Genomic DNA, 13,102 nt, shown 5'->3' with positions numbered 1-13,102 from the left:
ACGTCAAGGATTGAGCGGTGGAAGGGGTTGATCCTGTTTGTGATGGCTTTGCCCAAGAATTTTCAGTGCAGCAACGGCCGCGGACCAATCCGCAGCCGTGCCGGTATCCGAGGCTGAATACTTCGTTGCCCCGATTTGCGCCAATCGTTCTTCAAGAATGCCAGTGCCCGAGTTCAGGCCACTACGGGCCTTCCACGCTTCTAGTGCGGTATATGCGCCAGAAAGATCGTGCTGTTGCAGTGCGTGTCGCAATTCTCGGATCGCAAACTCAGCAGACGCTCGGTATTTCCCAACCCGCGCATCGTGCCACGCACGATAGCGGGGCATCCCCCCACGCAGCGCGATCCACAAAATCAGCGCAAGGATCATCATCCAAGCGGTTGCTTTAATTATTGTTTCTGTGTTTGGAGGTTGCCACTTTGGTGGAGCAAGCACCAACTCAATCGGATCAATGGCAGCCGTTTCAATCAGTCCGGTTGTCAAATTGTACCAGTCGACTGAGATCGGTGGCAACTGAGTTTGACCGCCATCCTGTGCAAGGTAAACGACTTCATCAACCCGTTGACCAGACAGAATGCCGCGGTCTTCGGTCTCAGTGAAACGCGGTTCTTTCGGATAGGGTCGAAGCAGTAGGTCCTGACTTTCCGGTATTAATGCCGGAACAAGGATCGGCGTCGTTCCGGAAATTTGGGCAGTCAGACGGCGCGTGATTGCGCCACCGGTCTGCATTTCAGTCGAACCTTCGACCTCTTGCGTCAGTTCAAATCCTGTCGCGATGATAAGCGGGTCAAGACCTTGGGCGCCATCAGGCACCACGGCATTCAATGTGATCGGAGGTAACGAAATTGTTGCCTGCATTGGTTCATTCGTCTCGGGATCAGCGAAGGTGACAGTGACATTCTGAGCACCCAAATCCATTTGACCAGGAATGAGCGGATAAAGGCGATAGCTACGTTGAACACCAGACCACGTTTCGCCACTCACCGTTTCGCTGATAGGGCCTGAGGCGCGCTCGGGCAGTCGGACCAGCAGGTTTTCCTGCTCAAGCGACGGAAAAATAGGCGGGGATGGCAGGAAAGTCGGAACCAGAACCTTGATGCGGACAATAATGGGTTGTCCGGCAATGACCTCTTCGGTCGGTACATCGGCTGTGACCAACGGTGTGGGCGAACTCTGGGCCCACATTGCCATCGGCCACAACAAATACATGAGAAGTGCGATAAACCTCATTGATTTTTCTCCTGATTATCCAAGAGAAACCTATTACGTAAGAAGTCCTGCATATCCGTGTCAATTGCGGTGATCCATTGATCTGCAGTCAAGGGCTGAGCCCCTTCAGTCTGTGTTTGAACAGTTGTTTGTTCACCTCGACTGGCATCATTGTCAAAAACGGTGTCATCTGCGCCAATGCCCGCTTCCTCACCAGTATCGGATTGTTCGCGCGTGGTTTCGACATATTCAAGAACGGCCTTGGCGACCTCCAGATTGTGCTCCGCCTCGGGCCAATCGGGGCGGCGCTCCAATGCGGTTTCAAAGGCGGTAATCGCGGGCCGATATTCTCTGTTTCGGATTCGGGCCATACCTTCGGCAAACGCGGCTTCAGGCGTGTCCAATCCGGCAAGGATATCAGCGGCCTCAGGATATTGACCTGCTTTGAGGCGGGCGTAGCCTTCGTGATAGGGATCCATAAACAATTCTGCCGCTTCGACATAACGTTTTTGGTTCATGGCGATCTGGCCTTGCTGATCCGGGGTCAGGAACCAATCCCGCCACCCTTCGGCATGGACCGGACCGGATGGCTGCATAACGAACAACAGTAAAAATGCCCATCGGATCACCCATCCGCGTCGGAACCACAGCAGAGAAAACAGGGCTGCGGGCCACGCCAGCAGCCAGCCTTGGTCCTGCCAGTCAAGCCGGTCGTCATCGTCAAGAGCGGCGGTATATGCCGTCTGAATCCGGCGCTGAAGTTTGGAAACATCGTGATCATCGGTGGCAAAGGGCACAACGTCTGCATTTTTCAGGCTATCAAGCTGAACAATCCGGTGGCCACAAGGGAGCATCGTCAGGAACAACACCTGCGACGTCGCGCTTTCAATCGCGGACACTTGCGAAGGATCGATGTCGTCCAGAACAAACAGGATAGAACCGGGCGTTTGCGCGTCATCGAGAATGGATTGAGCGAGTGCCAAAGCGTCGGCCGCGGCGTCCCCTTGTTTTGGCATAACCGCGGGCGTAAGCCCCTCTAGCAAAGGGCGTAGAATATTTGCATCTTCGGTTAGCGGCGCAACGCGATGGGATGTGCCCGCATAAGCAATCAAAGCAGTTCTTGCGCCCGCTCGTGCGTTGATCAGGTCGGTCACTTTGAATTTCGCGCGCTCTAACCTGGACGGTGCCAGATCTGTGTTGTCCATACTGTTCGTGACTTTTAGTGCGATGACCAACGGCGCCTGATCGGCAACCAGAGGGTTGGGGGCGCGAGACCACGTTGGCCCAGCCACCGCCAGAGTGATCAATGTCGTGGCAAACATCGCAATATCAATAGGGTACAGGCTACGTTTGTCATTTTCCCCCATTTGCAGTGCCTTACTAAGATGGAGGGCAATGCCCGCAGGAAGCTCGGCCTGGCGGGGCGGTCTTGGGCGGATCATCCACCAAAGGACCGCAATCGGAACAAGCAAAAACAGCCAGGTTGCCCGAAGGAAATGAAATTCGGTCAGAGCGTCAATCATATCGACCCCCTGCGGTGCTGCGTGACATGCAGACCTGTCGCGCTGATCAGTATCAGGACGAGGACCAGTGCAAGAGGGTAATGAGCAAGGCTGGTGCGTGGGCGGTAGCTTTGTGTCTCGACTACCCTTGGATTCAACTCCTCGATACGTTGGTAGGTCTCGACCAGCGCGGCCTCGTCATCAGCAAAGAAATATTCCCCTCCGGTTCGGGTTGCGATCTCTTTCAGTGCATCCAGATCAACGCGATCTTCGCCGGATGCCTCCGGATTTCCGACACCGATTGTATAGATGACAACGCCTTTGTCGGCCGCGATTGCCGAGGCATTGACCGGTGTCATGCGGCTGGACGTGTCGGCCCCGTCACTCAGGACAATCATCAGGCGTTGGTCGACCTCGCTTGCCTCAAACGTACGGATGCCAAGGCCAATCGCATCACCCAGTGCCGTGTTTGGGCCAGCCATTCCAACTGCTGTCTGGTCCAGAAACCCGTTCAGACTGTTCATATCTTCGGTGAATGGAGCTTGAACAAAAGCGCGGGTTCCAAAGATAATTAACGCCATGCGGTCCCCCTGACGCTCGGCGATGAAGCCCCGCAATACGTCTTTGACCGCTGCCAACCGCTGTTTGGGCGTGCCGTCGGGTGTCTGAAAATCGCGCTGATCCATGGACCCGGATATATCAAGCGCCAGTACGACGTCCCGGGCAGAGTTTTCTACGATCACGGGATCACCCAACTTTTCCGGACGGGCAAGGGCGGCCACCAGAAGTAGCCAGATCAGAGTGACGACAATGGATTGAAATCTGGCCCGACTGGGAACGATTGACCCTGATTTAGGTTCAACCGCAGCGGCTTTTGCGACATGGCGAAAGAACGGGATACGGATTGACCTGGTTGTTTCTCGATAAGGCGGAGCAATCCAGTACACCACAAATGGCAGAGGCAGCAGCGCAAATGCCCATGGGGCCGCGAAAGAAAACACTAAGATCTCCTCTCAACCTTGTGGGATTTGATCCAGTTTCGCGCCAGTTGGGTCAATTCTGGATCTGATTGACCACCTCGGTATGGCGCTTCGAGGAGAAATCGGCATGCGGTTTCAGAAAATTTTATGTTTCCAGAAGACTGGCGTAGAAAGCTCAACCAATCCTCGCCAAAAAGCCCGGCAACTTGCGTCCTAGGAAACGCAGCCAACGCCGTGCGTCTAAGTATGTCAGCGATCTTCGCAGCATCATCGTTCGCGCTTTCGAGTTCTGATAACGCGCAGTGTCTGTACGCGTTTGCTTTTTGGTGTCGTCGAAACAGATACACCCCGAATGCAACAAGAGACGCCAGTACGGTCGCCAAAATCACCCAACCCCAAGTTTGCGGGGTCATGGAAATCGGGCTCGGCACGGGGGCAGAATTAAGCATGTCCAGAAGTTCAACAAGTGACTCGCCTTCGACGTCCACGCTCATCTGCGGCCTCCAATATGGCCGAACTGACGCAATAGCTGATCCAAAGCCGGTTCTTCCGTGGTCAGTGGGATGATCGGGAATCCGTATCGACGCGACCAGATTTGCAGTTGCGCCAGCCTGCTTTCCATCGCCGCGCGAATTCGATGTGACAAATCAGGATCCGAGCTGTCTATTTCGAATTGCTTGTCGCCGTCTGATACTGCCAATTTCAAATTTGGCGGCAAATCCCGTGAGCTTGGGTCAGAAATATCGAACAGGATCAAATCATTCGACTGGGATATTCTGCGTAACAGGGGCTCCGATGCGTCATTCAAGCCATCGAAATCTGAAAATACGCAGACAAGGGCATTTGTGTGCACAAGCCGCGCAGCTTGTTTAAGAACCGTGTTCAGGGTGATCGTCTGGTCCGGGCGCAAAGCGGCATGCAAATTGCAGTTCAGTGCTCCGATAGAGGACAGGAACCGGGTCAAGGCCACGGCACGGCGCTGAGGCCGGTGTTCGGCAATATCAGTGTCCCCAAAGACAATGCCGCCCACACGATCACCCTGAGCCAGAATGCGATGCGCGGCCACCGCCGCAGCTTCGGCAGCGATGACCGATTTCATGTAAACTTTGGTTCCGAAAAACATCGAAACGCGCTGATCAACCAGCAATAGGGCAGGGCGATCGCGTTCTTCTGTGTAGACCCTAACATGGGGTGATCCGGTGCGCGCGGTTACTTTCCAGTCGATTGTTCTGACATCGTCGCCGGGCAGATAGCCGCGCAGCTCTTCGAAATTCAGCCCGCGTCCACGCAGGCGCGAGGCATGTCGACCGTTTAGAAGCGAGCGTGCAGGCTGACGCGGCAAAAGGCTCAGGGCACGGGACATGGGGCCAAGTCGCAACAGGTGATCCGCATCCACATGAATGCGTGGGTCACTGGGATATGCGGTGGTCCGGGGCACGCAGCACTCCCCCAAGTCAGGGCAGCGCGACGAGCCGCAGAATTTCCGCGATCACGTCGTCTGCCGTCTTGGCGTTTCCCTGCGCTTCGAAACTCAGTGTGATGCGGTGCCTCAGCACATCGTGAGCGATGGCGCGAATATCGGCAGGGTCCACATAGTCGCGTTCACTCATCCACGCATGGGCTCGCCCACATTTATCCAACGCCAACGAGGCGCGCGGGCTGGCGCCGATTTCGATCCAATCGGCAAGTTCATCGCTGTATTTTTCGGGCGTTCGCGTGGCCTGCACCAGATCGGCCATGTAACGGTCCATCGCGTCTGAAACGTGAATTTTCCCGATCTGTGATCTTGCGGCAAAAACGGCGTCTTGCGGGATCGGCAAGGGTGTCTCTGTGGTCTGACCGTCCGTTGTTGCGATCTCTTCATTTCGGACCAGCCGGATGACTTCGACCTCATCTTCGACTGGTGGGTATGTGATCTGCACATGCATCAGGAAACGGTCCATCTGTGCCTCTGGCAGGGGATAGGTGCCTTCCTGTTCGATCGGGTTTTGCGTGGCCATCACAGTGAACAACGGGTCCATCTTGTGGGTTGTTCCGGAAACGGTGACTTGCCGTTCCTCCATAGCCTCCAACAGGGATGCCTGAACTTTGGCGGGCGCGCGGTTGATTTCATCGGCGAGAACGATGTTGGCGAAGATCGGGCCGGGATCGAACCGAAACGTGCTGCCCGTGTCGGTTTGTAGAAACACCTCGGTGCCTGTCACGTCAGATGGCAGCAGGTCCGGCGTAAACTGTATCCTGCTGAAATTGGCATCCAGATTGCGTGCCATCGCCTTGACGGCGCGTGTTTTGGCCAGACCGGGCAGACCTTCGATCAGCAGGTTTCCGTTGGCCAATAACCCGATCAGCAGGCGGTCAATCACCTCGGACTGCCCGATGATGGCTTGCCCCATTCGAGATTTGAGTTCATTTATCTGATTAAGTGCATTCATTTATCGCGATCCATTCGGTGCCAAAGGTCTGCGTTGAGAGCTGGAGGTCAGGAATGTTCTGTAATGATCGAAGGTTAACAGCGTTGTGACCACCAATCCACTGTGAAATCCGTGCTGTCAGCCAACGTGGGTCAGCGCGTAGCTTAGGCTGAAATGATCCGTGGTTTGGCGTGTCACACAGTGTTTCAGACCAGTGCTGGGGAGATGCTTTCCGGTTGCCCGATTCCAGATCAGGCACTCCGGAATGGATTGAGCGTCCGGGCTCACGTCCTCAGGAATATCGTACCCGTTTCACGTTGCCCACACACCACTCCACAATCGCGCCAGGGACCAAGGGCCATAGCCGCTGACCGGATTTCAGTGGATTTCTGATCGGACGAGCAGTGAGTATTTCCGCGCCTAACTGGCTGATTGTGGGCGGTCATCCTCATCCAGTCTGCCGTCCAATGACATCAGAATGGCGATGGGGCGCAAGGCCGGAATGTGGCTGAAGACGATCAGGATACAGACTGTTAAAGGGACGCTGAGAAACGCACCGATCAGGCCCCAGACTGTGGTCCAGAACATCAGGGCCAGAATGACCAGAAAGGTGGACATGTTCAGCGACCGCCCCAGCATGGCGGGGTCAAGGAAGTTGCCGATCAGAAATTGCAATGTCCCACAACCCAGAACGATAATCAGAAACGGGCCGATGGTTTCAAATTGCACCAATGCGATCATCGCGGGAAAAACCACGGCTATGATCGACCCGATTGAGGGTATGAAATTCAGTGCAAAAGTCAGAACCGCCCAGGTCTCGGCATATTCCAGACCCAGAGTGCGAAACACGGCATAGCTGATGCTGGCCGTAATCAGACTGATAAAGGTCTTCACCCCGACATAGCGTTGCAGGCTGAAAGAAATCGCGTCGAGCATCGAGGCGAATTCCGCCCCGGTCTGAGGATTTCCAGCCGCCAGCTGGATCTTTTTGCGAAAGGCCAAACGCTCGGCCATCAGGAAAGCCACGTAGAGGCTGATCAGAAAGAACTGGTTCAACAGCGACGTTGCGCTGCCCAGAAGGATACGGGCGACATAGGACATATCGATGCTGACCAGATTATCACGGATAAAGGTGGTCACGTCATTGCCCACCAACCCGGTGATACGTTCAACGGCGCCATCAAATTGACTTTCATAAGTGTTGATCGAGCGCGCGAACTGGGTTGCCTGACTGCCGAGGACGTACATGATCATGAACAAACCCACCAAAACCACGGTGATACCAGCGATATTGGCGATCCACACCGGCGCGCGCGTCACGGCTATGACACGGTCGCTTAGTGCGATGATCAGAACGTTGACCAACAAAGCCATGGTCAAGGGAATCAGGAACGCGGCCCCGGCATATAGGCCCAGCACGACCAAGGTCGCGACAATGCAAGTGTCCCGCACCACAGACAGGCTAAGTCGGCGGCGATCCGAGGTGTCTTGGTGGTCAGAGATCATTCAAAGGCCTGCGTTGCGGGCGGAGCACCACCCAGAAAAGATGTGAACGTGACCCGATCCTGCACAGCCCCGCAGGTTTATGCAATGCGGTCAGTCATTTGGATGTCTTTATTTGCCACCATGACATCCATAACGGGTTCTGTGACCGTAGCAGGCAGGGTAGGGTTCAGGGATGACCGGATATGCGATTCCCTCATTCGGCCGCCCAGTGCAGGCGCTGTGGCTGGCCATTCGCCGCTTTAACGGCAAAAATGGGTTTGTCATGAGCAGCCATGTTGCCATGTCGCTGATGATGGCGTTGTTCCCCTTCGTGCTGTTCACTGTCGCCCTGGCGGGAACGCTGTCACAGGGGTACGTCACCGATGAACTGATCGATCTGATATTTGGCGCCTGGCCAAAGGATGTCGCCGACCCGATCGTGGCCGAGCTGCGTGCGGTGCTTACCGGATCGGGATCGGGCGTCATCACGTTGGGTGGTTTGCTCGCGATCTATTTTGCCTCGAACGGTGTTGCTGCGGTGCGGGTGGCGATGAACCAAGCCTATCACGATCAGGACAGCTGGCCTTTTTGGAAAACGCGGCTGCTGTGTTTGGCGCTGGTCATTCTTGGTGGTGCAGCCATTCTTGCCATTGCCGCAGTCGAAGTGGTCTTGCCGGTCTACACCCAATTGGTGTCCGAGCACACTGACATGGATGTGGCAGACTGGCTCTCGGGTGATCGGTTGAGATGGACGTTCACGGTGGCTGTTCCGGCGGTGACGGTGTTGCTGGCGCATCTGATCCTGCCGACGCGTCGGCACAGGCTGATGCAGATCCTTCCGGGCGTTTTGCTAACCTTGGTTTTGTGGTCTGCCGGGGGGTGGGCATTTTCCATCTACATCGGCAAATTCGCCACCTACAGCGCCACTTACGCTGGTCTGGCCGGGGCCATGGCTGCGTTGATCTTTCTGTATCTTTGTGCGGCCATGCTTATTCTTGGGGCCGAATACAATGGTGCGCTGATGGATCTGAGCCGTGAACCCGAAGAGAAAAACCCGTGAAATGGTTGATATTGGCATTTTGCATTGTTGCACCGCTGGGTGCCGCAGCGCAGACACCGGGATATGTCGGGTCCGAGCAATGTGCGGATTGTCATCAGGACGAAACCGCTGCATGGTCCGCGTCCCACCATGCTCTTGCCTGGACCGATATTGGTGACGGTTCGGTTGTCGCGGATTTCGATGGCACGAGTTTTGAACATGACGGCATGTCTGTTGCGTTCCGGAAAGAGGCCGAAGATCATATCGCACGCGTCACGGAAAAGGACGGGGTGACGACCGAATACGACGTGCATTCGGTTGTTGGCATAGAACCTTTGCAACAATACCTGTTCGAAACAGAACCCGGCCGATTACAGAGTTTTGATGTTGTCTGGGATACCGAAAACAAAAGATGGTTTCACCTGTACCCGGACCAGGACCTGCCGCCCGATGACGGCTTGCACTGGACCGGACCTTATAAAAACTGGAACGCCCGTTGTGCGGAATGCCACGCAACAGGATTCGAAAAGAACTACGACCCTGAGACACGGACCTACACTTCGAAACAAATCGAGATTGGTGTCGGGTGCGAGTCCTGTCATGGGCCGGGATCCGCGCATATCGACTGGACCGCCGGGCAAGGTGTTGCGGACGGTTTAGGCGATACTGGATTCCTTACAAGTTGGGGCAAGGGGCAGACAGAGTTAGAAATCCAACAATGTGCTGGTTGTCACTCGCGCCGCGAAGCGCATGAGGATGGCAATCCGCTGCCCGGCACCCCGTATCACGACGCATATAACCTCGCGTTGCTTAGGCCTGGTCTTTACACTCCAGACGGGCAGATTCTGGACGAGGTTTATGTGTATGGCTCGTTCCTGCAGTCCAAAATGTATGCCAAGGGCGTCGGGTGCATGAACTGCCACGAACCGCACAGCGCGACGCTAAAGGCTGAGGGCAACGGGATTTGCACGCAATGCCACTCTCCGGCGGGTAATCCGGATTTCCCGAGTTTGACAGCCAAGGACTACGACACCTCTGCGCATCACCGTCATCCCGGAGACAGCGACGGCGCGCAGTGCAAAAGCTGCCACATGATCCAGCGGGTCTATATGGGTGTGGACGGTCGACGCGACCACAGCTTCCGTGTGCCGCGCCCTGATCTGGGCCTTGGGGGCGATGCCTGCACCGACTGCCACGAGGATAAGGATCAAGATTGGGCGGCTACGAAAATCCAGGGATGGTTTCCGCAATCCAACAATCGAGGCCCTCCTTATGGGTCTGTTTTCGCCCCAGCGATGGCGGGGCAGGCCGACAGCCCCGAGGGATTGCTGGCATTGGCCAACGACCCAGTACAGGCGGGTATTGTCCGCGCGACGGCTGCCTATCTTCTGCAACCTTTCGGGTCGCCAGAATTGGCGACAGCGACGGCGTCTTTGCTCAGCGATGATGATCCATTGATCCGCGCAAATGCGGCGGCGTTGCAGCGGCAAGCTAACCTTCCTGATCAGGTAAAACGGCTGGAACCTTTGTTATCCGACCCGATACGCAATGTGCGTATCGAAGCAGCCAAAGAGTTTTTGAACATTCCGTCGCAGGCGCTGACGCAAAGGCAACAGGCTTTGGTGGGACAAAGTCTAGCGGACTGGCAAAACGCTATCTCTAACAGGTTGGATTTTCCGGAAACGCACCTTGTTCTGGGTGGTATGGCGCTGACTTTCCGCAACCCGCAGGCCGCCGAACACGCATTCCGCGAAGTCGTTACGTTGGACCCACAGCGAGCCGAAGCCTGGCCCATGTTGGTGCAACTGGCACAGATTAACCGTGGCCCGGACGCTGCACGCGAAGTGGTGCGTGAAGGGCTGAAGCGGCTGCCACAGGATCCGGCGCTGTTGCAGTTTTCGGCGCAGCTTGGTCCCTGACACGGCATGAGTGTGCCCGCATTGGGCCATCTTCCCGGCAAATTTCGGCAGTACATCCAAGGGCAGGGCCGTTGGTCCGATGTTCAGTAAAGGTGACCCATGTCGAAAAATTCGAAAAAGCAGCCGCTGGTCAAATATGTCCCGTTGGAACGACGTATCGCGGAATTGCGCGCCAAAAAACCGGTAGATTTGAACCACGGCGAGGCATTGTTGCTGCAAGGGATGGCTGCTGCATCCTTGCGTGAACAACGCCTGACAGAAGATCGGATCGCACTCGAAGACTAACCTCAGCCGCGAAACCCGGTTGCGACGACGAATTTCTCGGAGCTGTCGGACCGCGACGCAGGTGGCTTCACATTCGCCACCTTGTCGAATTTCTGTTTCAGCAGTTTTTGCAGGTCGCCTTCGGCACCACCGGCCAACACTTTGGCCACAAATGTCCCGCCTTCTACCAGCACATCGAATGAGAAATAAGCAGCCGCTTCGCACAATGTCATGATGCGCAGATGGTCGGTCTGTTTATGCCCGGATGAGGACGCGGCCATGTCCGACATTACCACATCGGCCTTGCCGTCGAGCCATTCCTTGACCTGTTCATCGGCGTCGTCTTCCAGAAAATCAAGAACATGGATGTCCGCACCGGCGATCGGCTCGACCTCTTGCAGATCGATACCCAGAACAGTGCCGATCTTCTTGCCGGATTTTTCGCCCAGCGCGTTGACGCGTTTGACTGCCACCTGACACCAGCCGCCCGGCGCACATCCCAGATCGACCACGCGCGCGCCCGGCACCAGAAATCGAAACTTCTCATCGACCTCAAGTATCTTGAACGCTGCACGCCCGCGATAGCCTTCGGTTTGCGCCCGTTTGACGTAAGGATCGTTCAACTGCCGTTGCAACCAGCGCGTCGAGCTGAGCTTGCGCCCACGCGCAGTCTTGACCTGAACCTTCAGGTCGCGCTGCCCGCGGCCCGAGGTGTTTTTTCCGCTCGGGGTCTTTGCCATGCGATTGATCTCCTGAAAGCTGTTTTGGTCCATACCGCCTGACGGGCCATGTATCAAGCTGCGGACAGGGCGTCTTCCCGGATAACAAGATCGAGCCAAGGCGAAGAAACGCCGAAAGTCAGCCATCCAAGACCGTTCAAGGCACTGGATACGGTCGAGGCACTGTGTGTTTGATCGCCAGAAAAACTGTGCAAAAGATCGCACGCATCGGCGGCCTGCTTATTGGGAACACCAATTGGTATGCCGCCAAAAGCCAGTGCGTAATGGGGCAGCGTATTCAAGGTGTGAAATCCCGGGCAGAACACATCAAACCCCGCTGCCTCAAGCGTGCAGACCGCGGTGGCGGCTGTTCCGGAACAGTAAGCGATGGCAATGGTGGATATCGGCATGGCGACAGCTCAGAATGGTCCGTCTTCCAACACGCCATCCGCGCTCATCTGCGCATACAGCAAGCCCTCGCGCAGCCCTCGGTCCGCCACCGAAAGGCGGTCGGTGGGCCAGCAGCGCAACAACGCCTGCAAAATCGCCGATCCGGACATGATCAGGGCCTGTCGGTCATCACCGATACGCGGATCACGGCGCCGACCCTGAGGGCCGAGTTCCAGATAACCACGGATGACCTTGTCGATCTGATCGCTGGTCATGCGCAGCCCGTCCACTTTGGTCCGGTCATAGCGTTTCAACCCCAGATGCGAGGCGGCGACCGTGGTAACGGTTCCGCTGGTTCCAACGATTTGAAACCCTTCGCGTGCCTGCTCGTCCTTGTATGGGGCGAAATCGGCCAGATTCTCCTCAAAAAACCAACTCATAAGGGCGAACCGGGCCGAGTCGTCTTCGACGTCATTGAACTGATCCCGCAACGTTGCGACGCCCAATGGGACACTGATCCAATCCACCACCTTGGCGGCCGGAAAGGGGCTGTCTGCCGTGTGAAAGCCGTTGTGCAATCGCATAATCGCCGCTGGCCTGTCACGGCGCGGAAGGGACGAGATATCGATCCAGACCAGTTCAGTCGAGCCGCCACCGATGTCGACCACCAGCAACTGTTCGGTCTTGGTCGAAACCAGCGGCGCGCACGAGATTACCGCCAAACGGGCCTCTTCCTCGGGCTGAATGATGTCGAGTGTCAGACCAGTCTCACGCTTGACCTGTCGGATGAATTCACGGGAGTTCTTGGCCCGCCGACACGCTTCGGTCGCGATCAGACGCATCCGTTTGACCTTGTTGCGTTTCAGCTTTTGCTGGCAGATGCGAAGGGCCTGAACGGTACGCGCCATCGAGGCCCGCGACAACCGTCCGGTCCGTTCCAGCCCGGCACCCAACTGCACGGACTTGGAGAAGCTGTCTACCACATGAAATCCGCTGCCCTTGGGCTGCGCTATCAACATGCGGCAGCTATTTGTCCCCAAATCCAGCGCCGCATACAACGCATCTGGATCGGGTCTTGCCGGCGCGGGGCTTTCGACCGCTTTCGGGAGCGCGCCCGCACCTTTGGGACGCTTGGGCGCCATCGTTACGCCCTCCGATTTTCGAGTTACCTTGACCCTAGGCGG

At 56.3% G+C, this 13,102-nt stretch carries 13 protein-coding genes; 3 read left to right on the top strand and 10 right to left on the bottom strand.

Annotation, left to right across the window (positions count from 1 at the left end):
- Positions 1–3: 3 nt before the first annotated feature.
- The 7 genes from HW561_RS05985 to HW561_RS05955 all read right to left on the bottom strand — a co-directional run bounded on the left by HW561_RS05985 (position 4) and on the right by HW561_RS05955 (position 7,608).
- The gene (locus HW561_RS05985; RefSeq protein ID WP_176862698.1) at positions 4–1,230 is read right to left on the bottom strand and encodes a BatD family protein; all 1,227 of its coding nucleotides are present in this window, start codon (positions 1,228–1,230) and stop codon (positions 4–6) included.
- Positions 1,227–2,732 carry a VWA domain-containing protein gene (locus tag HW561_RS05980; RefSeq protein WP_176862696.1) on the bottom strand — a complete coding sequence of 502 codons (1,506 nt, stop codon included), beginning with the start codon at positions 2,730–2,732 and terminating at the stop codon, positions 1,227–1,229. The genes HW561_RS05985 and HW561_RS05980 overlap by 4 nt, the downstream gene beginning before the upstream one ends.
- Positions 2,729–3,712: a vWA domain-containing protein gene (locus HW561_RS05975; RefSeq protein WP_176862694.1), complete on the bottom strand. Its 984-nt coding sequence runs from the start codon at positions 3,710–3,712 to the stop codon at positions 2,729–2,731. Before HW561_RS05975 ends, HW561_RS05980 begins: the two co-directional genes overlap by 4 nt.
- Positions 3,712–4,185 (bottom strand): DUF4381 domain-containing protein, encoded by a 474-nt coding sequence (locus HW561_RS05970; RefSeq protein WP_176862692.1) that lies wholly within the window; start codon positions 4,183–4,185, stop codon positions 3,712–3,714. The genes HW561_RS05975 and HW561_RS05970 overlap by 1 nt, the downstream gene beginning before the upstream one ends.
- Positions 4,182–5,129 carry a DUF58 domain-containing protein gene (locus HW561_RS05965; RefSeq protein WP_328803257.1) on the bottom strand — a complete coding sequence of 316 codons (948 nt, stop codon included), beginning with the start codon at positions 5,127–5,129 and terminating at the stop codon, positions 4,182–4,184. The genes HW561_RS05970 and HW561_RS05965 overlap by 4 nt, the downstream gene beginning before the upstream one ends.
- 16 nt (positions 5,130–5,145) lie before the next feature.
- Positions 5,146–6,123: an AAA family ATPase gene (locus HW561_RS05960; RefSeq protein ID WP_176862690.1), complete on the bottom strand. Its 978-nt coding sequence runs from the start codon at positions 6,121–6,123 to the stop codon at positions 5,146–5,148.
- Positions 6,124–6,522: 399 nt separating this feature from the next.
- On the bottom strand, positions 6,523–7,608 hold the full coding sequence (locus HW561_RS05955; protein WP_176862688.1) for an AI-2E family transporter: 1,086 nt from the start codon (positions 7,606–7,608) through the stop codon (positions 6,523–6,525).
- A 172-nt stretch (positions 7,609–7,780) separates the two neighbouring features.
- On the opposite strand from HW561_RS05955, the gene HW561_RS05950 reads away from it, so the two are divergent.
- The 3 genes from HW561_RS05950 to HW561_RS05940 all read left to right on the top strand — a co-directional run bounded on the left by HW561_RS05950 (position 7,781) and on the right by HW561_RS05940 (position 10,830).
- Positions 7,781–8,647: a YihY/virulence factor BrkB family protein gene (locus tag HW561_RS05950; protein ID WP_176862686.1), complete on the top strand. Its 867-nt coding sequence runs from the start codon at positions 7,781–7,783 to the stop codon at positions 8,645–8,647.
- Entirely contained in the window at positions 8,644–10,545 is a 1,902-nt protein-coding gene (locus HW561_RS05945; RefSeq protein ID WP_176862684.1) for a cytochrome c3 family protein, read from the top strand. Before HW561_RS05950 ends, HW561_RS05945 begins: the two co-directional genes overlap by 4 nt.
- Positions 10,546–10,644: 99 nt before the next feature.
- Positions 10,645–10,830, top strand: coding sequence for a hypothetical protein (locus HW561_RS05940; protein WP_176862682.1), 186 nt, complete (start codon positions 10,645–10,647; stop codon positions 10,828–10,830).
- Positions 10,831–10,832: 2 nt separating this feature from the next.
- Here HW561_RS05940 and HW561_RS05935 read toward each other — a convergent pair whose 3' ends face one another.
- The 3 genes from HW561_RS05935 to HW561_RS05925 are packed head-to-tail and all read right to left on the bottom strand — an operon-like array spanning position 10,833 to position 13,060.
- Complete coding sequence (locus HW561_RS05935; protein WP_176862680.1) at positions 10,833–11,549, bottom strand: RlmE family RNA methyltransferase; 717 nt, start codon at positions 11,547–11,549, stop codon at positions 10,833–10,835.
- 53 nt (positions 11,550–11,602) lie between these two features.
- A complete protein-coding gene (locus HW561_RS05930; RefSeq protein ID WP_176862678.1) occupies positions 11,603–11,938 on the bottom strand; it encodes a hypothetical protein in 336 nt (111 codons plus the stop codon).
- Positions 11,939–11,947: 9 nt separating this feature from the next.
- A complete protein-coding gene (locus HW561_RS05925) occupies positions 11,948–13,060 on the bottom strand; it encodes a Ppx/GppA phosphatase family protein (protein ID WP_176862677.1) in 1,113 nt (370 codons plus the stop codon).
- Between the last annotated feature and the right edge of the window lie 42 nt (positions 13,061–13,102).

Origin of the sequence: Ruegeria haliotis, assembly GCF_013377785.1 — a bacterium.
In the GTDB taxonomy this organism is placed as follows: Bacteria; Pseudomonadota; Alphaproteobacteria; order Rhodobacterales; family Rhodobacteraceae; genus Ruegeria; species Ruegeria haliotis.
This window is presented reverse-complemented; position numbering and strand designations above follow the sequence as displayed.

What these genes read in the sequence shown, in the direction of transcription:
- HW561_RS05935 (WP_176862680.1), bottom strand. Translation starts at nt 11,549, where the DNA reads ATGGCAAAGACCCCGAGCGGAAAAAACACCTCGGGCCGCGGGCAGCGC.
- HW561_RS05925 (WP_176862677.1), bottom strand. Translation starts at nt 13,060, where the DNA reads ATGGCGCCCAAGCGTCCCAAAGGTGCGGGCGCGCTCCCGAAAGCGGTC.
- HW561_RS05940 (WP_176862682.1), top strand. Translation starts at nt 10,645, where the DNA reads ATGTCGAAAAATTCGAAAAAGCAGCCGCTGGTCAAATATGTCCCGTTG.
- HW561_RS05930 (WP_176862678.1), bottom strand. Translation starts at nt 11,938, where the DNA reads ATGCCGATATCCACCATTGCCATCGCTTACTGTTCCGGAACAGCCGCC.
- HW561_RS05955 (WP_176862688.1), bottom strand. Translation starts at nt 7,608, where the DNA reads ATGATCTCTGACCACCAAGACACCTCGGATCGCCGCCGACTTAGCCTG.
- HW561_RS05970 (WP_176862692.1), bottom strand. Translation starts at nt 4,185, where the DNA reads ATGAGCGTGGACGTCGAAGGCGAGTCACTTGTTGAACTTCTGGACATG.
- HW561_RS05950 (WP_176862686.1), top strand. Translation starts at nt 7,781, where the DNA reads ATGACCGGATATGCGATTCCCTCATTCGGCCGCCCAGTGCAGGCGCTG.
- HW561_RS05960 (WP_176862690.1), bottom strand. Translation starts at nt 6,123, where the DNA reads ATGAATGCACTTAATCAGATAAATGAACTCAAATCTCGAATGGGGCAA.
- HW561_RS05980 (WP_176862696.1), bottom strand. Translation starts at nt 2,732, where the DNA reads ATGATTGACGCTCTGACCGAATTTCATTTCCTTCGGGCAACCTGGCTG.
- HW561_RS05985 (WP_176862698.1), bottom strand. Translation starts at nt 1,230, where the DNA reads ATGAGGTTTATCGCACTTCTCATGTATTTGTTGTGGCCGATGGCAATG.